Source organism: Streptomyces fumanus, from assembly GCF_014655295.1.
Classification (GTDB): Bacteria; Actinomycetota; Actinomycetes; order Streptomycetales; family Streptomycetaceae; genus Streptomyces; species Streptomyces fumanus.
Genome location: NZ_BNBI01000002.1, coordinates 1 through 20,697, shown reverse-complemented (window position 1 = coordinate 20,697; position 20,697 = coordinate 1). Strand labels below are relative to the sequence as shown.

General features: G+C 74.2%; 17 protein-coding genes. 11 read left to right on the top strand and 6 right to left on the bottom strand.

Going from position 1 to position 20,697, the window contains the following annotated elements:
- Positions 1 to 114 precede the first annotated feature (114 nt).
- A complete protein-coding gene (locus IE316_RS04300; protein ID WP_308438889.1) occupies positions 115 to 1,293 on the bottom strand; it encodes an iron-sulfur binding domain-containing protein in 1,179 nt (392 codons plus the stop codon).
- 195 nt (positions 1,294 to 1,488) lie between these two features.
- Between IE316_RS04300 and IE316_RS04295 the strand changes: the two genes are divergently transcribed.
- The gene (locus IE316_RS04295) at positions 1,489 to 3,069 is read left to right on the top strand and encodes a sensor histidine kinase (RefSeq protein ID WP_190202774.1); all 1,581 of its coding nucleotides are present in this window, start codon (positions 1,489 to 1,491) and stop codon (positions 3,067 to 3,069) included.
- Entirely contained in the window at positions 3,066 to 3,734 is a 669-nt protein-coding gene (locus IE316_RS04290) for a response regulator transcription factor (RefSeq protein ID WP_190202773.1), read from the top strand. The genes IE316_RS04295 and IE316_RS04290 overlap by 4 nt, the downstream gene beginning before the upstream one ends.
- Before the next feature lie 5 nt (positions 3,735 to 3,739).
- Here the strand turns inward: IE316_RS04290 and IE316_RS04285 are convergent, their stop codons facing one another.
- Positions 3,740 to 4,393, bottom strand: coding sequence for a phosphatase PAP2 family protein (locus tag IE316_RS04285; protein ID WP_190202772.1), 654 nt, complete (start codon positions 4,391 to 4,393; stop codon positions 3,740 to 3,742).
- Positions 4,394 to 4,568: 175 nt separating this feature from the next.
- Between IE316_RS04285 and IE316_RS04280 the strand changes: the two genes are divergently transcribed.
- Positions 4,569 to 5,420 carry a hypothetical protein gene (locus IE316_RS04280; protein ID WP_190202771.1) on the top strand — a complete coding sequence of 284 codons (852 nt, stop codon included), beginning with the start codon at positions 4,569 to 4,571 and terminating at the stop codon, positions 5,418 to 5,420.
- Positions 5,421 to 5,499: 79 nt separating this feature from the next.
- Here IE316_RS04280 and disA read toward each other — a convergent pair whose 3' ends face one another.
- Positions 5,500 to 6,624 (bottom strand): DNA integrity scanning diadenylate cyclase DisA, encoded by a 1,125-nt coding sequence (disA, locus tag IE316_RS04275; RefSeq protein ID WP_190202770.1) that lies wholly within the window; start codon positions 6,622 to 6,624, stop codon positions 5,500 to 5,502.
- 81 nt (positions 6,625 to 6,705) lie between these two features.
- Positions 6,706 to 8,115 carry a DNA repair protein RadA gene (gene radA / locus IE316_RS04270; RefSeq protein ID WP_190202769.1) on the bottom strand — a complete coding sequence of 470 codons (1,410 nt, stop codon included), beginning with the start codon at positions 8,113 to 8,115 and terminating at the stop codon, positions 6,706 to 6,708.
- A gap of 254 nt (positions 8,116 to 8,369) precedes the next feature.
- On the opposite strand from radA, the gene IE316_RS04265 reads away from it, so the two are divergent.
- Positions 8,370 to 10,112 carry a BACON domain-containing protein gene (locus tag IE316_RS04265; RefSeq protein ID WP_190202768.1) on the top strand — a complete coding sequence of 581 codons (1,743 nt, stop codon included), beginning with the start codon at positions 8,370 to 8,372 and terminating at the stop codon, positions 10,110 to 10,112.
- 51 nt (positions 10,113 to 10,163) lie between these two features.
- On the opposite strand, the gene IE316_RS04260 is transcribed toward IE316_RS04265, so the two are convergent.
- Positions 10,164 to 11,051 (bottom strand): DUF3109 family protein, encoded by an 888-nt coding sequence (locus IE316_RS04260; RefSeq protein ID WP_190202767.1) that lies wholly within the window; start codon positions 11,049 to 11,051, stop codon positions 10,164 to 10,166.
- A gap of 62 nt (positions 11,052 to 11,113) precedes the next feature.
- Between IE316_RS04260 and IE316_RS04255 the strand changes: the two genes are divergently transcribed.
- From IE316_RS04255 to ilvD, 3 genes are all read left to right on the top strand, one after another.
- Positions 11,114 to 12,046, top strand: a complete 933-nt coding sequence (locus tag IE316_RS04255) for a Ppx/GppA family phosphatase (RefSeq protein ID WP_190202766.1) — start codon at positions 11,114 to 11,116, stop codon at positions 12,044 to 12,046.
- Positions 12,047 to 12,217: 171 nt separating this feature from the next.
- Positions 12,218 to 13,042 carry a sugar phosphate isomerase/epimerase family protein gene (locus IE316_RS04250; RefSeq protein WP_190202765.1) on the top strand — a complete coding sequence of 275 codons (825 nt, stop codon included), beginning with the start codon at positions 12,218 to 12,220 and terminating at the stop codon, positions 13,040 to 13,042.
- A 188-nt stretch (positions 13,043 to 13,230) separates the two neighbouring features.
- Positions 13,231 to 15,084: a dihydroxy-acid dehydratase gene (ilvD, locus tag IE316_RS04245; protein WP_190202764.1), complete on the top strand. Its 1,854-nt coding sequence runs from the start codon at positions 13,231 to 13,233 to the stop codon at positions 15,082 to 15,084.
- A gap of 88 nt (positions 15,085 to 15,172) precedes the next feature.
- Here the strand turns inward: ilvD and IE316_RS04240 are convergent, their stop codons facing one another.
- Positions 15,173 to 17,395, bottom strand: coding sequence for a serine/threonine-protein kinase (locus IE316_RS04240; protein WP_190202763.1), 2,223 nt, complete (start codon positions 17,393 to 17,395; stop codon positions 15,173 to 15,175).
- A 185-nt stretch (positions 17,396 to 17,580) separates the two neighbouring features.
- Here IE316_RS04240 and IE316_RS04235 point away from each other — a divergent pair, with 185 nt between their 5' ends.
- From IE316_RS04235 to proC, 4 genes are all read left to right on the top strand, one after another.
- Positions 17,581 to 17,898 carry an SH3 domain-containing protein gene (locus IE316_RS04235; RefSeq protein ID WP_190202762.1) on the top strand — a complete coding sequence of 106 codons (318 nt, stop codon included), beginning with the start codon at positions 17,581 to 17,583 and terminating at the stop codon, positions 17,896 to 17,898.
- A gap of 43 nt (positions 17,899 to 17,941) precedes the next feature.
- Complete coding sequence (locus tag IE316_RS04230) at positions 17,942 to 18,451, top strand: EamA/RhaT family transporter (protein WP_190202761.1); 510 nt, start codon at positions 17,942 to 17,944, stop codon at positions 18,449 to 18,451.
- A gap of 150 nt (positions 18,452 to 18,601) precedes the next feature.
- Positions 18,602 to 19,402 (top strand): class I SAM-dependent methyltransferase, encoded by an 801-nt coding sequence (locus IE316_RS04225; protein ID WP_190202760.1) that lies wholly within the window; start codon positions 18,602 to 18,604, stop codon positions 19,400 to 19,402.
- Between the two features lie 119 nt (positions 19,403 to 19,521).
- On the top strand, positions 19,522 to 20,331 hold the full coding sequence (gene proC, locus IE316_RS04220; protein WP_190202759.1) for a pyrroline-5-carboxylate reductase: 810 nt from the start codon (positions 19,522 to 19,524) through the stop codon (positions 20,329 to 20,331).
- Positions 20,332 to 20,697: the final 366 nt, after the last annotated feature.

The window sequence follows — 20,697 nt, the reverse complement described above, 5'->3', positions numbered from 1 at the left end:
TTGTGTAACGGACGGGCGAGCGGGGGCGGGGACGCGGCCGGTAAGGGAAGTTACGGGGGTTACGGGGCGATACGCGCCGACGACCGCGTATCGCCGGGCCCGCGCGGGCGGCGGTCAGGTCAGCGGCAGCCGGTAACGGCCGCCCGCCAGCGGCTCCACCAGACCGTCGGCGACCAGGCCGTCCAGCGCGCGGGCGCGCTGCACCGGCTCGTGCCACACCCGGTCCAGCGCGGCCTGCGGCACCGGGCCGTGCGCCTCGCGCAGTACGGCGAGCAGCCGGCCGCGGACCTGCCGGTCGGTGCCCGCGTACGTCTGGCCGCGGCGCGGCGGGCCGTCGTGCGCGGGCTTGCCCGCCAGCCTCCACGCGCACCGCGCGGCGATCGGGCAGCGGTGGCAGGACTCGTTGCGCGCGGTACAGACCAGCGCGCCGAGTTCCATGGAGGCGGCGGCCCAGCGCGCGGCGGTCGCCTCGTCGTCGGGCAGCAGCGCGCGGGCGAGCCGGCGCTCGGCGGCGGTGGTGGCGTTCGGCGGGTACTGCACACCGGTGACCGCCCGTGCGAACACCCGGCGCACATTGGTGTCCAGGACGGCGTGCCGGCGCCCGTACGCGAACGAGGCGACCGCGGCGGCCGTGTACTCGCCGATGCCGGGCAGCGCCAGCAACTGGGCGTGGTCGGACGGTACGTCCCCGCCGTGCCGTTCCGCTATGGCGACGGCGGCGCCGTGCAGCCGCAGGGCGCGGCGCGGGTAGCCGAGCCGGCCCCAGACGCGGACGGCCTCGCCGGGGGCCTCCTTGGCCAGGTCGGCGGGGCGGGGCCAGCGGGCCAGCCACTGCTCGTAGACGGGCAGGACCCGGTTGACCGGCGTCTGCTGGAGCATGAACTCGCTGACCATCACGCCCCACGCCCCGGCCTCGGGCCGCCGCCAGGGCAGATCCCGGGCGTGTTCCTCGAACCAGTCGATGACGGGGGCGTGGAGGGCGGTGCCGTCGGGGGTACCGCCGGAGGTGCCGTCCGTGGTGGGGGAGGGGGCGGGGCGCTCGGGGGTGCGCTCCGGGGCGAGGGCGCGCTGGGGGGCGGGCTCGGCAGCGGGGGCGCCGACGTGGGCGCCGAGGAGGTCGGCGACCGGGGCAGCGGCGGGGGCGTGCCCGGTGGCCTGGTCGGCGGGGGCGGCGGAGGTGTCGGTGATGTCGGCGGTGTCGGCGGTGTCGGTCGGGGCGGAGTCCGGGCCGCAGCCCGGGGCCGGGGCCGGGGTGGCGGGGCCGGTGTGCGAGGGCTTCGTGGGCGCAGTCATGACCTCCCGATCCTGCCACGGGAGGACCACCGCACGGGCGCACCGCCACCCGGTGAGGTCCGGGACCTCGTGATCGGCGGCGACGGAGGACCGTACTCACCAGGCGCGCACCCGGCGTCCACTACTACCCGCAGCCCCCCACCCCTGACGATCGGCAGAGGTGCCGTCCCGCCGCCCGCTTGTAGCGTCGAGGGCATGGAACACCTCCGTCCGGCACCGGCGCGTCCGGTCGGTGCCGTTCTGCTCTGGGGGACGCTCGCCCTCCCCGCGGTCACGGCCGACCTGATCGGGCTGAACGAGCCGCGCGCCCCCTGGCAGCAACTGGCCGGCCTGCTGGTGCTGGCCGCCTCCGTCGCCCTCGCCCGGCGCCACCCGCTCCTGTCGTTCGCGCTCACCGCCGCGCTCGGGCTGGCCGCGGCCCCCGCCCTGTTCAGCGTCTCCTACGGCCCGGCGCTCGGCGCCCTCGCGCTGCTGCTCGGCCTGCGCGCCCCCCGCGCCCGCCCGGCCGCGCTCTGCTTCCTGGCCGTCGGCATCGCGGGCACGGCCCGGATCGCGGCCGTCGGCACCGACCCGGCGCCCGAGTTCCTGGTGCTGACCGGCACGCTGCTGTTCGGCTGTGTCTTCCCCTGGCTCGGCGGACGCTACTGGCGGCAGAGCCGCGCGCTGGCCGAGGCGGGCTGGCTGCGGGCGGCCCGCCTGGAGGACGAGCAGCGGCACGCCGAGGAACGCGCCAGACTTCGCGAGCGGGCCCGGATCGCCCAGGACATGCACGACTCCCTCGGCCACGAACTGAGCCTGATCGCCTTGCGCGCCGGCGCCCTCCAGGTCGCCCCCGGCCTCGCCGACGCCCACCGCGCCGCCGCGGCCGATCTGCGGGCCGCCGCCGCCGACGCCACGGACAAGCTGCACCGCATCATCGGCGTGCTGCGCGAGGCCGACGACCCCCTCCCGCTGGCCCCGCCCGGCGAGAGCGTCGAACAGCTCGTCGCCCGCGCCGCCGAGTCGGGCCTCCCGGTCACCTGGGCACCCTCGCCGGCCACCGCGCCCCCCGAGCCCGGCACGGTCGCCGAACGCCTGCTGCACCGGGTCGCGCGCGAGGCCCTCACCAACGCCGCCCGGCACGCCCCGGGCGCCCCCGTGACCGTCGCCCTCACCGGACACCCGCACGGCAGCACCGTCACCGTCACCAACGGACCGGCCACCGGCAAGGGCTCCGCCTCCTCGGGCGGTACCGGACTGCTCGGCCTGCGCGCCGCCGTCACCGCGGTCGGCGGCGACTTCGAGGCGGGCCCGCACGGGGACGGCTTCCGCGTCCGGGCCTACATCCCCGCCCGCCAGGGACCCGCCCCCGCCGGGCGGCGCCCCCCGGCGGCGCCCCTCGCCCACGCCCGCCGCCGGGCCGTCCTCGGCCTCTGGGCCGCCGCCGGAGCGGGCGTCGTCCTGGTCGGCGCCGCCTTCGGCTGGTACGCGTACACCGAGACCCACTCCGTACTGGACCCCGGCGTCTACTCGGCCCTGCGCCTGGGCGCCCCCGCCGCCGACGTCACCCCCGTCCTGCCCGACCGCGCGGTCGACGACCCGCCGGACGAACGCGCCCCCACGCCCCCCGAGGGCGCCACCTGCCGCTACTACCGCGCCAGCGGCGAACTCCTGGTCTCCGTCGACCACTTCAGACTCTGCTTCGACGACGAGGGCCGCCTGGTCGCCAAGGACGTGGTCCCCCGCGCCGGACTGGCCGGCGAAGGCCGCGAGGAATACGAGGAGTTGACGCAGTGATCCGGGTCCTGCTGGCCGACGACGAGGCGATGGTACGGGCCGGGGTCCGGGCCATCCTGGCGAGCGCGAGCGGCGGTGAGTGCGAGATCGTCGCCGAGGCGGGCGACGGCCGCGAGGCCGTCGAACTGGCCCGCGCGCACCGCCCGGAGGTCGCCCTGCTCGACATCCGGATGCCCCGCCTGGACGGGCTCGCCGCGGCCGAGGAGATCGTCCGCGCCGTCCCCGGCACGGCGGTCGCCATGCTGACCACCTTCTCCGAGCAGTCCTACGTGGACCGCGCCCTGGCCGCCGGCGCCACCGGCTTCCTCCTGAAGTCCGGCGACCCGTACGAACTGATCGCGGGCGTACGGGCGGTGGCGGGCGGCGCGGCCTTCCTGTCGCCGAAGGTCGCCCGGTACGTCATCGAGGACCTCGGCCGCGCGGGCGGCGGCCGGCACGCCCGCGAGGCCCAGGCCCGCGCACGGGTGGCGAAGCTGAGCCCCCGGGAACGGGAGGTGCTCGGCCTGGTCGGCGCCGGCCTGTCCAACCCGGAGATCGCCGCCAGGCTGCACCTCGTCGAGGGCACGGTGAAGGCGTATGTCAGCGCGGTCCTGGACCGTCTGGAGGTGCGCAACCGGGTGCAGGCCGCGATCGTCGCCTACGAGGCCGGCCTGGTGCCCGACTAGCCGCGTCAGGACCGCCGGTGCGTCGCGTATGCCGGTGCGCGCCCCGGCGCCGTGCCGGGTCCCGGCCCGGTCAGCCACCGCGCCACGGGCGTCGATGAGCCCCGCACCGCCACGACCAGCCGTATCAGCGGTCCCGTCCCCAGGCGTACGACGAGCACGGCGACGAGCGCGCCCAGCAGCAACCCGGCGGCCACGTCGTGCGGATAGTGCACGCCGACGAAGACCCGGGAGTACGCCATCAGCAGGGCGAGCGGCGCGGTCAGCCACAGGACCGCCCGCCGGACCAGGGCGAGGGAGAGCGCCGCGGCGCCCGCGATGGTGGCGTGGTTGCTGGGGAAGGACCAGTCACCGTGCGGCGGGCACTCGGCGAGGGACCGCGCCGCCCCGGCCACGGCCCGGCACGGACGCTCCTCCGTGATCACCGACTTGAGCAGTTCGCTGCCCACGTACGCCACGGCCGTGGCCACGGGTGCAAGCACCGCGATCGCGAACGCGCGGGGATCGCCGCGACGCGCGCGCCACCAGGCGGTGACGAACAGGACGGCGAACAGCAGCAGTCCGCCCTCCGTCCAGATCTCCGCCGTGTGCCGCAGCCACGCGGGCGCGTCGCGGGCCTGCCCGGTGATGTCGAGATAGAGCCATCGGTCCTGGAAGTCCATGGTCACAGACGGTAGGCGGCACGGCGATCCGGTCACATCCCGCGATCGTCAGGTGCGGCACCTGACGAAAGTCAGGGGGTCGGGAACGGTCTCCGGGATGATGATCCGGAAAAGTTGATGACCCGAACGGCGGGTGGCGCAAGGGAACGGACTGATCTCTCGTACAGTTTGCGCCGTGGGATCTCTGCGCAATCCGGTCGGGCCGCTTCCCTCCTCCATCTACTGGCGACGGAGGGTCGTACTGCTGTCTGTGATCGTCGTGTTGGCGCTGCTGATCACGTGGATCGTGACCTCGGGCGGCGGTGGTGGCGGCAACGGCCACGACGACGGCGCCAACGGCAGGAACCCCGCGCCCTCCATCACCCCTGGACCCTCCGGTTCCGGTCCGGCGATCAGCCAAGCGCCGGGCGGACGCGAGGAGTCGGGCGACGAGGAGACCGGCGGCAGCGGCAGCGGCGGCGGGAACGGCTCCGGTGACGGCTCCGGTTCCGGCGCGGACTCCGGCGCCGGGTCCGGGGGTTCGGCCGGCTCCGGTGCCGGCGGTGGCGGTACGGGCGGCGGTGCCGGGGGCGGTGCGGCGACCGGGGTCGGCGCGGGCGACGCCCTGCCGGCCGGGTCGAGCCTGCCCGACTGCACGCCCGGCGCGGTCCGGTTGAGCCTGCGCAGCGTCCGCAACGCCTACGAGCCCGGCCAGACGCCCACCTTCGAACTCACCGCCCGGAACACCTCCGGCAGCGACTGCAAGGTCGATCTCGGCCCCAAGCACGCCAAGTTGACGATCACTCAGGCGGACGGCGACGACGCGTACTGGGCCTCCGCCGACTGCCCGAAGGGCCCCGGGAGCCTGCTGTACCGGGTCGCCGCGGGCAGCGGCATCACCTACACCGTGAAGTGGGACCGCAAGCCGAGCGCCCCCGAGTGCGGCACGCCGCCGTCCGGGTCGGCCAAGGCGGGGACGTACCTGGTGGAGGCGGAGGCTCCGGGCTTTGCGAAGGTACAGACGTCCTTCGTACTGGAGAAGGACTGACCTCAACCCTCCACCGCGACACCGCGACACCGCGACACCACAACACTGCGACACCGCGGCACAGCGGGCGCCGGGCCGGTCAGACGTAACGCTCCAGGATGGAGCTCTCCGCCAGCCGGGACAGCCCCTCGCGGACGCTGCGGGCGCGGGCCTCGCCGACGCCGTCGACCGTCTGGAGGTCGTCCACGCTGGCGGCCAGCAGCTTCTGCAGCCCGCCGAAGTGCTCCACCAGCCGGTCGATGATCGCGCCCGGCAGCCTCGGCACCTTGGCCAGCAGCCGGAAGCCGCGCGGCGACACCGCCGAGTCCAGCGTCTCGGGCGACCCCGTGTACCCCAGCGCCCGCGCCACCGTGGCCAGTTCGAGCAGTTCCGCGTGGCTGAGCTTGTCCAGCTCGGCCAGCGCCTCCTCGACCGTGCGGGACCGCTTGGCGGTCGGCTCGGGCACGTAGTCCCGCACCACCAGCTCCCGCTCGGGCTCCACCCCGGCGATCAGCTCGTCCAACTGGAGCGCCAGCAGCCGCCCGTCGGTGCCCAGCTCCACCACGTACTCGGCGATCTCGGTGGCGATCCGGCGCACCATCTCCAGGCGCTGCGCGACCGCCGAGACGTCCCGGACGGTCACCAGGTCCTCGATCTCCAGCGCGGAGAGCGTGCCCGCCACCTCGTCCAGGCGGAGCTTGTACCGCTCGAGGGTGGCCAGCGCCTGGTTGGCGCGGGACAGGATCGCCGCCGAGTCCTCCAGGACACGGCGCTGCCCGTCGACGTAGAGGGCGATCAGCCGCATGGACTGGGAGACGGAGACGACGGGGAAGCCGACCTGCTTGCTGACCCGGTCCGCGGTGCGGTGCCGGGTGCCGGTCTCCTCCGTGGGGATCGTCGCGTCGGGCACGAACTGCACCCCCGCGCGCAGGATCTTCGACAGGTCCGAGGAGAGCACGATGCCGCCGTCGAGCTTGCACAGCTCGCGCAGCCGGGTCGCGGTGAACTCGACGTCCAGCACGAAACCGCCCGTGCACATCGCCTCGACGGTCTTGTCGGAGCCCAGCACGATCAGACCGCCGGTGTTGCCGCGGAGCACCCGCTCCAGGCCGTCGCGCAAGGCGGTGCCGGGTGCCACGGCGCTCAGCGAGGCGCGCATCAGGCCATCGGAACCGGCACTCCCACCGGACTTTCCGGGAGCTGCTGCCCGGTCGTTGGCTGCCACTGCACTCCTCCGGTCGCAGGTTCTTGGGCGCCCCCGTTTCGCGCACTCGGTTCGTACGGACGGGCGAGACCAGGGCAAAGTCTACCGGCGCTGCTCCGCCTCCCGGGGGGCCTCTCGCCGACGGGATCGCGGCAGGACCCGCAGGGCGTCCCCTATGTCCGCCACTTCCAGGACCTTCATACCGGCGGGAACCTTGCCCGGATCGCCCGGTACCAGGGCGTGCGTGAAGCCCAGACGGTGCGCCTCGGAGAGTCTGCGCTGCACTCCCGTGACCCGTCTCACCTCGCCCGCGAGCCCCACTTCGCCGATCGCGACCAGGTTCTTCGGTAGCGGGGTGTCGCTGGCCGCGCTCGCCAGCGCCAGCGCGACGGCCAGGTCGGCGGCGGGCTCGGAGAGCTTCACCCCGCCGACCGTCGCGGAGTAGATGTCCCTCTTGCCCAGGGCGCTGATGCGGCCGCGCTGCTCCAGGACGGCCAGCATCATCGACACCCGGGACGTCTCCAGACCGGAGGTGGTGCGCCGGGGGGAGGGGATCTGGGAGTCGACGGTGAGCGCCTGCACCTCGGCCACCAGCGGGCGGCGGCCCTCCAGGGTGACGGTGAGGCAGGTGCCGGGGACGGGCTCCGCGCGGCGGGTGAGGAAGAGGCCGCTGGGGTCGGCGAGGCCGGTGATGCCCTCGTCGTGCAGCTCGAAGCAGCCGACCTCGTCGGTGGCGCCGTAGCGGTTCTTGACGCCGCGCACCAGGCGCAGCCGCGCGTGCCGGTCGCCCTCGAAGGACAGGACGACGTCCACCAGGTGTTCCAGCAGGCGGGGGCCGGCGATGGCGCCGTCCTTGGTGACATGGCCCACCAGGAGGGTGGACATGCCGCGCTCCTTGGAGGCGCGGATGAGCGCGCCGGCGACCTCCCGGACCTGGGCCATGCCGCCGGGGGCGCCGTCGATCTCGGGGGAGGCGACGGTCTGCACGGAGTCGAGGATCAGCAGCGACGGCTTCACCGCGTCCAGGTGGCCCAGCACGGCGGCCAGATCGGTCTCGGCGGCCAGGTACAGATGGTCGTGCAGGGCGCCGATCCGGTCGGCGCGCAGCCGGACCTGGCTGGCCGACTCCTCGCCCGTGACGTACAGGGTGCGGTGCTCCTCGCTCGCCGACTTGGCGGCCACGTCCAGCAGCAGCGTGGACTTGCCGACGCCGGGCTCGCCCGCGAGCAGCACCACCGCGCCGGGCACCAGTCCGCCGCCGAGCACCCGGTCCAGCTCGGGCACGCCGGTGGAGCGGGCGGTGGCCTGTCGGCCGTCGACCTGGCCGATGGGCACGGCGGAGGTGGTGACCCGCCCCGGCGTCGTCGTACGGACCGCGGGCGCGCCGTACTCCTCGATCGTCCCCCACGCCTGGCACTCGGGGCAGCGACCGAGCCACTTGGCCGTCTGCCAGCCGCACTCGGTGCAGCGGTAGGACGGACGGTCCTTGGTGGTCTTCGTACGGGCAGCCATGCACGAAACCGTAACCGCACCCACTGACACCGCCTGCCACCGGCGGCCCGCCACCGCCTCCCACCGGCGGCCGCCACCGTCCCGTACCGGCGGCCCGCCACCGTCCCGTACCGGCTGTCCGCCCCGGCACGCCGACCCTCGGGCAACCGGGTCAAGGGGTTCGTGTCCCCTTTTGAGGGATCGTTTCACCCGTACGGATTAAAAGTGCGCCCTGCGCCAGTTCGCGCCACCCATGGCCGCCTACGGTCACCGGAATGAGCAGCAGTCCGCAGACCACGACCCGCACGACCGGCGCCCACCGCGCGCACCGGGCGCACCGGGAAGCGCGTGACCGCGCCGCGGCCCGCACGGTGGCGCAGTGGCCGCTCGCACGCTACGAGCCGTACTTGGACGGCCTGTTCACCTACTGCCTGTCCGTGCTGTGCGACCACGACACCGCGACCGCCGCCCTGGGCGACGTCCTCGCGCTCGCCGAGCGCCGCGGCCACCGCTGCCTCGAGAACCCCGCCGACCTGCGGGCCTGGCTGTACGCCCTGGCCCGCTGGTTCTGCCTGCGCAAGCTGGCCGAGGCCAAGCAGAAACGTCAGGGCACCCACGCGGCGGGCCGCCCCGCCGCCGACCACCGCCCCGCCGCCGACCACCGGCCCGACGCCCCGGCCCCGGCCGCCGAGGGCCCGTCCGCCGAGGTCCTGGAGCGCCGCCGCCGCGAACTGGCCCTGCTCGCCTGGCCGGAGGCGGCCGGCACCACCCCGGAGCAGCGCGAGGCCCTCGAACTCGCCGTACGCCACCACCTGGCCGCCCACGAGGTCGCCGCCGTCCTCGGCCTGGACCCGGTCGCCGCGCGGGAGCTGCTCGCCTCCGCCGCCTGCGAGGTCGAGCGCACCCGCGCGGCCCTCGCCGTCGTGGAGACCGGCACCTGTCCGGGCGCCGCCCGGCTCACCGGCGACGGCCACTTGGTGCTGAGCGCCGCCCTCCGCCGCGAGCTGGTCCGGCACGTCGACGACTGCCCGCGCTGCCGCCGCACCGCCGAACGCGCGATCCCCGGCCACTGGCCCGGCACCAGCGTCACGCCCGCCGAGCTGCCCGTCCTGGAGGCGCCCCGCATGGCGCTGCAGGTGGCCCTGACGCAGTTGCCCCGCGCGCGTGGCGCCGCCCCCCGCTTCGACCGGCGCGGTTTCCCGATGGACCCCAAGGACCGGGCCGCCCGCCGGGACAAGCTGCGCGCGCGTGCCGTCACCACCACCGTCGTCGCCACCGTGGTGGCGGCCCCCGTGTTCGCCCTGTGGGCGGCCTACCGGGGCACCCCGACCGGCGAGGCCGAGGACGGCCGGACGAACAGCGCCAGCGAGACCCACGACGAGGACGGCGAGGGGCTGAACGGCTACGAGAACACGGGCAGCACCGCCCCCGGCGGCCGCCTCGGCCGCAACGGCCGGCCCGACGTCTCCGTCGAGGTCCTCGGCATCGGCGGCGTCGGCCGCAAACAGGCCGGGAGGCTGGAGGTCACCGCCGGGAACCGCGACGACACCACGTTCATCACCCTGACCGCGACCGGCCGCTCCCCGGTCCACTGGTCGGCGTCGACCACCGCCCCCTGGCTCTACCTCAGCCGGTCCTCGGGAACCCTCCACCCCGGCGAAACGTTCACGATCAAGGTATACGTCGACCCCCTGCGCGAGCCGTCCGGCCACTGGAGCGCGCGGGTGGCCGTCTCGCCCGCCGGCGCCGTCGTCTCCATCGAGGGCTACGGCACCGCCCCGAGCCCCTCCCGTCCGGACCCGCGCCCCAGCAGCCCCGGCGGGCGCCCCTCCGCCCCGCGCCCGACGACTCCGACCGCCCCGGCGACCTCGACGCCGCCCGACCCCGGACCGAGCGCGACCCCGACGCCCACGACCCCGCCGCCGGACCCGACCCCCACCGCCCCGAGCCCGACCGGCCCGGACGACTCCTCGTCCCCGCCGGACGACAGCGAGGACCCGAGCCCGGAGGTGCCGTAACCGGTCGCCATGGGCGGGACTGCTGCCCGGCTGGCGCGGCGGACGCGGGCCCTAGCCCAGGCCGTCCACCGGACCGGCCGAACGCGGTGCCGGGCCCGGCCCCACGGGCGGATCAGCCGGATGCGGGGCCAGCACAGGAAGCTGACCGGCCAGCCGCTCCTCGCACAGCTCGGCCAGCCGGTCGTACCCGGCCTTGCCCATCAGCTCGGTCAGCTCGGCCCGGTAGGAGACGTACACCGGCTCGCCCGCGCCGTGCGCCGAGGTCGCCGACGTGCACCACCAGTGCAGGTCGTGGCCGCCCGGCCCCCAGCCGCGGCGGTCGTACTCACCGATCGACACCTGGAGCACGCGCGTGTCGTCGGGCCGGTCGATCCACTCGTACGTCCGCCGGACCGGCAACTGCCAGCACACGTCCGGCTTGGTCTCCAGCGGCTCGCGGCCCTCCCGCAGCGCCAGGATGTGCAGCGAGCAGCCGGCGCCGCCGGCGAAGCCGGGCCGGTTCTGGAAGATGCACGACCCCTGGAACGGGCGGGTCTGGCGGGAACCCTCCTCGTCCTCCGACACCCAGCCGTTCACCGTGCCCTCGGCGTGGTGCTGCCAGATGTCCGGGGTGAGCCGGGCCACGTGCCCGGCGACCCGCCGCTCGTCGTCCTCGTCGGAGAAGTGCGCGCCCAGCGAGCAGCAGCCGTCGTCCGCGCGGCCCGCCTGGATGCCCTGGCAGCCGCTGCCGAAGATGCAGCTCCAGCGAGAGGTCAGCCAGGTCAGATCGCAGCGGAAGACCTGCTCGTCGTCGGCCGGGTCCGGGAACTCCACCCACGCGCGCGCGAAGTCGAGCCCCTTCTCATCACCCATCGAGGGGTTCAGGGCGATTTCGCCCTTCTTCGCCCTCTTGCCCTTCTTGGCAGGCTTTTCGTCCTTCGCCTTTTTCGTCTTTGGCACTCGTCCAGGGTAAGTCGGCCGGGCCCGCTCCCCGTACCACCCCGGGCAGTAGCGTTCCGTCCATGAGACTCGGTGTTCTCGACGTGGGTTCCAACACGGTGCACCTGCTGGTGGTGGACGCCCACCCCGGCGCCCGACCGATACCCGCGCACTCGCACAAGGCCGAACTGCGCCTCGCCCAGCTCCTCGACGCGGACGGCGCGATCGGCACCAAGGGCGTCGACCGCCTGGTCACGGTCGTGCGGACGGCGTTGCAGGCCGCCGAGGACAAGGGCGTGCAGAACCTGCTGCCGTTCGCCACCTCCGCCGTGCGCGAGGCCCGCAACGCCGAGGACGTCCTCACGCGCGTGCGTGCCGAGACCGGCGTCGAGCTGACGGTGCTGTCCGGCGCGGAGGAGGCCCGGCTCACCTTCCTCGCCGCCCGCCGCTGGTTCGGCTGGTCCGCGGGCAAGCTCCTCGTCCTCGACATCGGCGGCGGCTCCCTGGAGATCGCGTACGGCATCGACGAGGAACCCGACGCCGTCGCCTCCCTGCCGCTCGGCGCGGGCCGGCTGACCGCCGCCCGGCTGCCCGGCGACCCGCCCCACCCGGACGACGTGCGCGCCCTGCGCCGGTACGTACGCGCGGAGATCGCCGGCACGGTCGGCGAGTTCACCCGCTTCGGCGCCCCCGACCACGTCGTCGCCACCTCGAAGACGTTCAAGCAGTTGGCCCGCATCGCCGGCGCGGCCCGTTCCGCCGAGGGCCTCTACGTGCAGCGGCAGCTCAAACGCGAGTCCCTGGAGGGCTGGGTCCCGCGCCTGGCCGGCATGACCACGGCGGAACGCGCCGAACTCCCCGGCGTCTCCGAGGGCCGCGCGGGCCAGCTCGTCGCCGGGGCCCTGGTCGCCGAGGCCGCGATGGACCTCTTCGGCGTGGAGAGCCTGGAGATCTGCCCCTGGGCCCTGCGCGAGGGAGTCATCCTGCGCCGCCTGGACCACATGGGCCAGGACTAGGTCCCATGGCCACCGGGCCACCGGGCCACCGGGCCACAGAGCCACAGGGCCACAGGGCCACAGGGCCGCCGGGCCACAGGGATCAAGAAGGATCAAGGCCGGTATGGCGATGACCACAACGACCACCCGGCACCCCGCACCCACCCGACCGCACCCCGTAACCTGTCCCCCATGGCAGAGCCCCTCGTACGGATCCCGGATGCGAAGGTCGCCCTGTCGACGGCCTCCGTCTACCCGGAGTCGACGGCGACGGCCTTCGAGATCGCCGGACGCCTCGGGTACGACGGCGTCGAGGTCATGGTCTGGACCGATCCGGTCAGCCAGGACATCGAAGCCCTGCGCCGACTCAGCGACTACCACCAGGTGCCGATCCTGGCCGTGCACGCCCCCTGCCTGCTCATCACGCAGCGCGTGTGGTCCACCGACCCCTGGGTGAAGCTCCAGCGCGCCCGCGCCGCCGCCGAGAAGCTCGGCGCCAGCACGGTCGTGGTCCACCCGCCGTTCCGCTGGCAGCGCCAGTACGCGCGGGACTTCGTCAGCGGCGTCTGGCGCATGGCCGACGAGACGGACGTACGGTTCGCCGTCGAGAACATGTACCCCTGGCGGTACCGCGACCGCGAGATGCTCGCCTACGCCCCCGACTGGGACGTCACCAAGGACGACTACCGGCACTTCACGATCGACCTCAGCCACACCGCCACCGCCCGCACCGACGCCCTCGGCATGATCGACCGCATGGGCGACCGCCTCGGCCACGTCCACCTCGCCGACGGCAAGGGCTCCGCCAAGGACGAGCACCTGGTCCCCGGCCGCGGCACCCAGCCCTGCGCCGAGCTGCTGGAACGCCTGGCGCTGAGCGGCTTCGACGGCCACGTCGTCATCGAGGTCAACACCCGCCGCGCGATGTCCGGCGCCGAGCGGGAGGCCGACCTCGCCGAGGCCCTCGCCTTCACCCGCCTGCACCTGGCCTCCGCGGCGAGGGTGCCGCGCGGATGACCGGCGGCACCGGGGGCACCCCGCCCCGGCGCCGGGGCGCGGCACCGAGGGCGCCCCGCCCTGACGCCACCCCCCGCGGTCTCCACATCCCGCATTCCGGACACCCTGTCCCGACCCCTGGATGACGGGCGTACGCTCGACGGCAGTCAGTACTCTCTGGCAGCACTCTGTCGAAGGAGCGAGCGACGATGCCCGAGCTGAGGTCCCGCACAGTCACCCACGGCCGCAACATGGCGGGCGCCCGCGCCCTGATGCGCGCCTCCGGTGTACCCGGTGCGGACATCGGCCGGAAGCCGATCATCGCGGTCGCCAACAGCTTCACCGAGTTCGTGCCCGGCCACACCCACCTCGCGCCGGTCGGCCGGATCGTCAGCGAGGCCGTCACCGCGGCCGGCGGCATCCCGCGCGAGTTCAACACCATCGCCGTCGACGACGGCATCGCCATGGGCCACGGCGGCATGCTGTACTCCCTGCCCTCGCGCGACCTGATCGCGGACAGCGTGGAGTACATGGTCGAGGCGCACCGCGCCGACGCCCTGATCTGCATCTCCAACTGCGACAAGATCACCCCGGGGATGCTCAACGCCGCCCTGCGGCTCAACATCCCGACGGTCTTCGTCTCCGGCGGCCCGATGGAGGCCGGCCGTGCCACCCTGGTCGACGGCACGGTCCGCACCCTCGACCTGGTCGACGCGATGTCCGAGGCGGTGAACGACAAGATCTCGGACGAGGACATCCTCCGTATCGAGGAGAACGCCTGTCCGACCTGCGGCTCCTGTTCCGGCATGTTCACCGCCAACTCGATGAACTGCCTGACCGAGGCCATCGGCCTTTCCCTGCCCGGCAACGGCTCGGTGCTGGCCACCCACACGGCCCGCAAGCAGCTCTACGTGCGGGCCGCCGAGACCGTCATGGACCTGACCCGCCGCTACTACGAGCAGGACGACGACACCGTCCTGCCCCGCTCCATCGCCACCGTCGCGGCCTTCGAGAACGCCATGGCCCTCGACATCGCCATGGGCGGCTCCACCAACACGATCCTGCACCTGCTGGCCGCCGCCCAGGAGGCCGAGGTCCCGTTCGGCCTCACCGAGATCGACGCCCTCTCGCGCCGCGTGCCCTGCCTGGCCAAGGTCGCCCCCAACGTCGCCAAGAACCGCACGTACTACATGGAGGACGTGCACCGCGCGGGCGGCATCCCCGCCCTGCTGGGCGAGCTGCACCGGGCCGGCCTGCTCAACGAGGACGTCCACTCCGTGCACAGCCCGTCGCTGGCCGACTGGCTCAAGACCTGGGACATCCGCGGCGGCTCCCCCTCGCCGGAAGCCGTGGAACTGTGGCACGCCGCGCCCGGCTGCGTCCGCTCCGCCGAGGCGTTCTCCCAGTCCGAGCGCTGGGACACCCTGGACGAGGACGCCGAGGGCGGCTGCATCCGCTCCGCCGAGCACGCCTACTCCAAGGACGGCGGCCTCGCGGTGCTGCGCGGCAACCTCGCCGTCGACGGCTGCGTGGTCAAGACGGCCGGTGTCGACGAGTCGATCTGGACCTTCGAGGGCCCCGCGGTGGTCTGCGAGTCGCAGGAGCAGGCCGTGGAGAAGATCCTCACCCAGCAGGTCAAGGAGGGCGACGTGGTCGTCATCCGCTACGAGGGCCCCAAGGGCGGCCCCGGCATGCAGGAGATGCTCTACCCGACCTCGTACCTCAAGGGCCGCGGGCTGGGCAAGGCGTGCGCGCTGGTCACCGACGGCCGCTTCTCCGGCGGCACCTCCGGCCTGTCCATCGGCCACGCCAGCCCCGAGGCGGCCTCCGGCGGCACCATCGCCCTGGTCCAGGACGGCGACCGCATCCGCATCGACATCCCCGCCCGCACCATCGAACTCCTCGTCGACGACGCCGAACTCGCCCGCCGCGAGCAGGCCCTGAACGGCGTCTACGCCCCCAAGAACCGCGACCGCAAGGTCTCCGCCGCCCTGCGCGCCTACGCCGCCATGGCCACCAGCGCCGACAAGGGCGCGGTCCGCGACGTCAGCAAGCTCGGCTGACCCGCGCCGCCCGCCCCCTCGGGGCCGTTCCCGTGCCGCACGGGAGCGGCCCCGACGCGCGTACCGGGCAGGGCCCGGCGGATACGTCCTACCAGGCGGCCGGGTCGCGTCCGGCCACGGCGAAGACCGTGCCGTCGGGGGCGCTCGCGTACACCAGACCGTCCACGACGACCGGCGAGGGCAGCGCGGCGGCCACCGTGCCGGCGTCCGCGCCGAGCCGCGCCGGGGTCTGCCCCACCAGCCGGCCGTCCCGGGCGTCCACGGCGAGCAGCCGGCCGTCGGGAGCGGTGACGTAGACATGGCGGGCGTCGGCGGCGGGCGCCGAGCCGTGCGGCACGGACGTCTCCAGATGCCACAGCTCCTCACCGGCGCCCAGGTCCACCGCCTGCAACGCCCCGTCCGCCGCCAGCAGGTACGCCACGTCCCCGCGTACGGAGGCCCGGACGTCCGGGCGGGGCACGGCCAGCTCCACCCGGCTCGTCGTACGGGTCCCGGGCGTGTACCGGACCACGCCGACGGCACGGCTGTCGGGCCCGTCGACCGCGAGGAAGTCCACGGAATCCTCTCCGGCGCCGATCGGCCGCAGCGTCCCCGCCAGTTGGGCGCTCCAGCGCACCTCGCCCGTCCCCGGGTCCAGCGCGGTGACCCGGGTGCCGGTGCCGTCCGGCGTGGGGGCGGTCGCGTAGGCCAGCGGGTCGCCGGGGAAGGCGTCGAGGGCCGTGTCGGCGGGCACGGCGGCGGGCTTCGTCCACGCGGTCCGGCCCGAGGCGCTGTCGACGCCGGTCACCGTGCCGTCCGCGCCGGCCAGCAGCAGCATGTCACCGGCGTACCGGATCGACCGGTACCCGGACGCGCCCCGCTGCCAGACTCGCTCGCCGGTCGCGGGGGAGCGGCCCTCCAGACGCGGCCCGCCGTCCGGGAAGGGCTGGACGAGGCCGCCGGAGACCACGGGCGGGCCGCTGACCGACTCGGTACCGACCGGACGCCGCCACCGCAGCTCGCCGTCGGCGGGGTCCAGGGCGAACACCACACCCGTCTGGGCGCACAGCAACGCCCGCGCGCCGTGCGTGCACTGCGGTACGCCCCCGCGCCCGGAGACGGGCTCCGCCGTCCACGCACCCGGCGCGCCCCCCGAGGGCGCCTTCTCCCGGGTCTCGCCCTCCCCACCGAACGCCGTGAAGGAGACCAGCACCGCACCGACAGCGAGCCCGAGGGCCCCGGCCGCCAGCAGCACCCGCCGCCCGGGCCGCGGCCTCGACCGGGGCACGGCTTCGGGCTCGGGCTCGGACTGAGGCTCCGGTGCCGGTGCTGCCGGTGCTGCCGGTGCTGCCGGTGCTGCCGGTGCTGCCGGTGCTGCCGGCACTGCTACCGATGGCGACGCCGTTGGCGAGGCCGACGGCGACTCGGGCTGCGACGGCGACTCGGCCTGCCCCCGCGCCCCGCCCACCCGCTGCGCCGGTATGAACGCCTGCGTGTCGTACGAGGCCGCCACCGACCGCAGCGCCCGCATCAGCTCGTCCGGCGTCGGCCGCTCCTCCGGCGCCTTCGCCAGGCACCGCCGCACCAGCCCGGCCAACGGCTCCGGTACGCCGGTCAGATCCGGCTCGTCATGCACGACCTGGTACGCGACCACGTACGGACTGTCGGAGTCGAACGGCCCCCGCCCGGTCGCCGCGTGCACCATCACCGACCCGAGCGCGAAGACATCGGCCGCGGGACCGACCTCCCGGGGCCGCCGGAACTGCTCGGGCGCCATGAACGGCGGCGTGCCGATCAACTTGCCGGTCTCGGTACGCAGTTCACTGTCCGCCGGCCGCGAGATCCCGAAGTCGATGACCTTCGGGCCGTCCTCGGCGAGCAGCACGTTGCTGGGCTTGAGATCCCGGTGCACGACGCCGACCCGGTGGATGTCCCGGAGCGCCTCCGCCAGCCCGGCCATCAGCCGGCGCAACTGCCCGGCGTCCAGCGGCCCGTTCCGCTTCACCTGCTCGGCGAGGGTCGGACCGGCGATGAACGACGTGGCCATCCAGGGCCGCCCGGCGTCCGGATCGGCGTCCACGACCGGCGCGGTGAATGCACCGCTGACCCGCCGCGCCGCCGCCACCTCCTGCCGGAAACGCCCCCTGAACTCCGGATCCTTGGCGAACTCGGCGTGCACCACCTTCACCGCGAGGCGCATCCCGGACGTACTGCGGGCCAGGTGCACGACCCCCATGCCACCCGACCCGAGACAGGACTCCAGCCGATAGTGACCGGCGTACTCCGGAAGTTCCGCTTCCATGTCTGCTCCGGCATTCCGCTGTGGCGCCACTGGACCACCCCCGTGCGTTCGTCCGCGTGCGCGACGCACGGAGCCTAGTCGATGACTCGTACGAGACCGAGGCGGCTTGCTAGCCTCCGCCTGCGAAAAACGAACTCCTGTTTCGCCTGGCGACTCAGGGGAATCACCACCACCCCATGGCGGGGGCCATGGGGTTCAACGGGGGAGGTTCTGTCATGTCTGTGGACCGTGCGGAAACAACCGCGAGCGGTACGGAGGAAGCCGTCACGGCGACGGCCGCGACCGTCCGCTACTACTCGGTCGCCCCGGGCGTCCGTCTGAACGTCCGACGGGGGCCGGGCACCAGCTACAGCGTCGTCCGGGTCCTGCCCGAGGGCGCCCGGGTGCCGATCTACTGCCAGCGACCGGGCACCACGGTCTCCGGTCCCTACGGCACCAGCAGCATCTGGGACAACATCGGCAACGGCGAGTACGTCTCCGACGCCTACGTCCAGACCGGCAGCGACGGCTACGTCGCCTCGCGCTGCGCCTGATCCCAGCCGGGGCCCGCGGCCCCTCCGGCGCCATAATCGACGCGTGAGCGCAGAGAACGGCACCCCGGAGACCCCCGCGGGCTCCACGCCCCCCACCGGTCCCCGCCCCGAACCGATCCGGTTCTTCGGCACGAGCTGGGTCGGCCACGACCACGGCTACACCGCCCGCCGCATCGCCCTCGCGGCCGGCTCACTCGCCGCGGCGGCCGTCGCCTGCCTGGTCCTGTGCCTCGCCTACCAGGGCCTGCAGATCGCCGACATCGGCAGCTTCGTCACGCTGCTCGTCGTCGTGATGTTCGCGGTGTGCAGCGCGCTGGCCTTCCGCCACACCTGGGCCGGCTTCAGCAGCCGCCCCGACCCCGACCGCCAGGCATCCCTGCGCGGCCTGCTGACCATCGGCTTCATCGGCTCCCTCCTCGCCTACGCCTTCCGCTGCCTCATCGAGGCCCCCGGCGAAAAACTCCACCGCACCGAGTACGAGGCGGCCCGCGCCCGCCACGAGAAGCGCACCACCCGCCGCTCGGGCAACCCGAAGAAGCGCCGCCGCCCGTAGCCGACGGCTCCCCGCGGGAGAACGACGGCGACCCGGATCGACCCGGCACCGGCCCGGATCACCGTCCGCGAAGAATCCCGCGCCGCCCGCCGGCACATGACATGGGAAAAACCCGCCCCCGGCCCCGCCCCCCGCGGTCACCATGACCGTATGCCCACACCCGGACCCCGGCCCGCCGCCCGGCCCCTCTCCCACGCCGAGCGCGCCCGTTCCTTCAACGCCGCCGCCGCGCAGTACGCCGCCAACCGCCCCTCCTACCCGCCCGCGCTCCTCGACGCCGTGGAACACCTGGCCGGCCACCCCCTCGCCGGTGCCCGCGTCGCCGACATCGGTGCCGGCACCGGCATATCCACCGCCCTGCTGCACGCCCGCGGCGCCGACGTGATCGCCGTGGAACCCGGCGCCGGCATGGCCGCCCAGTTCCGCGCCACCCTGCCCGACGTCCCGATCGTGCGCGGCACCGGCAACGCCCTCCCGCTCGCCCGCCACTCCGCCGACCTGCTCACCTACGCCCAGGCGTGGCACTGGACCGACCCCGTCCTCGCCGTGCCGGAGGCGCTGCGCGTCCTGCGGCCCGGCGGAGCGCTGGCACTGTGGTGGAACACCAGCGCCACCGACATCCCGTGGATCGCGGCGGCAGCCGACCGCGTCGTCCGCCACGCCGGCCTCGACATCAACGCCGAGCGACGGGCCATCGACGCCCGCGCCGCCGACCCCACCGGCCGCCTGGACCTGGTCCGCCGCGAGATCCGCTGGAGCCGCCGCGTCCCCCTCGACACCCACCTGGCGAACATCGCCAGCCACTCCGTCTTCCTCGTCCTCGGCGAGGAACGCACCGCCGCCTACCTCGCCGAGGAGCGCGGACACCTCCTGACCGTCTTCCCCGACGGCATCGTCGAGGAGGTCTACGTCGTCGTCCTCCTGCTCGCCCGCGTCCCCACCGCCACCTGATCACCCCGGCACGGCACGGCACGGCCCACGTCCCGCCCACCGGACATCCCCACCGCACCGGCGCCCCCGGTGCGAGGATGACCCGGGACGACGTACTACCCCGGAGGTCACCCGCAGCCATGACCCAGAAAGTCGCAGTCCTCGGCACCGGCAAGATCGGCGAAGCCCTGCTCAGCGGAATGATCCGAGCGGGCTGGGCCCCGGCCGACCTCCTGGTCACCGCCCGCCGGCCGGAACGGGCCGCCGAACTCCACGCCCGCCACGGCGTCACCCCCGTCACCAACGCCGAGGCCGCCAAGACCGCCGACACCCTGATCCTCACGGTCAAGCCGCAGGACATGGGCACCCTCCTGGACGAACTCGCCCCCCACGTCCCCGCCGACCGCCTGATCATCAGCGGCGCGGCAGGCATCCCCACCTCGTTCTTCGAGGAGCGCCTCGCCTCCGGCACCCCGGTCGTCCGGGTCATGACGAACACCCCCGCCCTCGTCGACGAGGCCATGTCGGTGATCTCCGCCGGCACCCACGCCACCGCCGACCACCTGGCCCACGCCGAGGAGATCTTCGGCGCCGTCGGCAAGACCCTCCGGGTCCCCGAGTCCCAGCAGGACGCCTGCACCGCCCTCTCCGGCTCCGGCCCGGCGTACTTCTTCTACCTGGTCGAAGCGATGACCGACGCCGGCATCCTCCTCGGCCTGCCCCGCGACAAGGCCCACGACCTGATCGTCCAGTCCGCGATCGGCGCCGCCACCATGCTCCGCGACAGCGGCGAGCACCCGGTCAAGCTCCGCGAGAACGTCACCTCCCCCGCCGGTACGACCATCAACGCCATCCGCGAACTGGAGAACCACGGCGTACGGGCCGCCCTCATCGCCGCGCTGGAAGCCGCCCGCGACCGCAGCCGCGAACTCGCCTCCGGCAACAACTGACGACCCGGAGTTGACACGCCCGCTCCGGGTACGTACTGTTCTCCGAGTTGTCCGACGTGAGCGCCGACTCCGGTCGGTCCCCGGACAGCCATCCCGCAAGTACCCACCAGCCTTCGACGGCCAGTCGATCTGACGTCGTCGCGTCGTGGTGCGTGTATTTACGGAATGAGGAATCCACGTTCGAAAGAACGCGGCCCCCGATTAGCTCGGGAGCCGGGAATCCGCTAAAGTCTCACTCCGTCGGAACGGCCCAACGGCCGGGAGGACAGCCCCCTCTGACGGGGAATCAGAGCCCGAAAGGATCTGATAGAGTCGGAACCGCCGGAAAGGGAAACGCGGAAGCGGGAACCTGGAAAGCACCGAGGA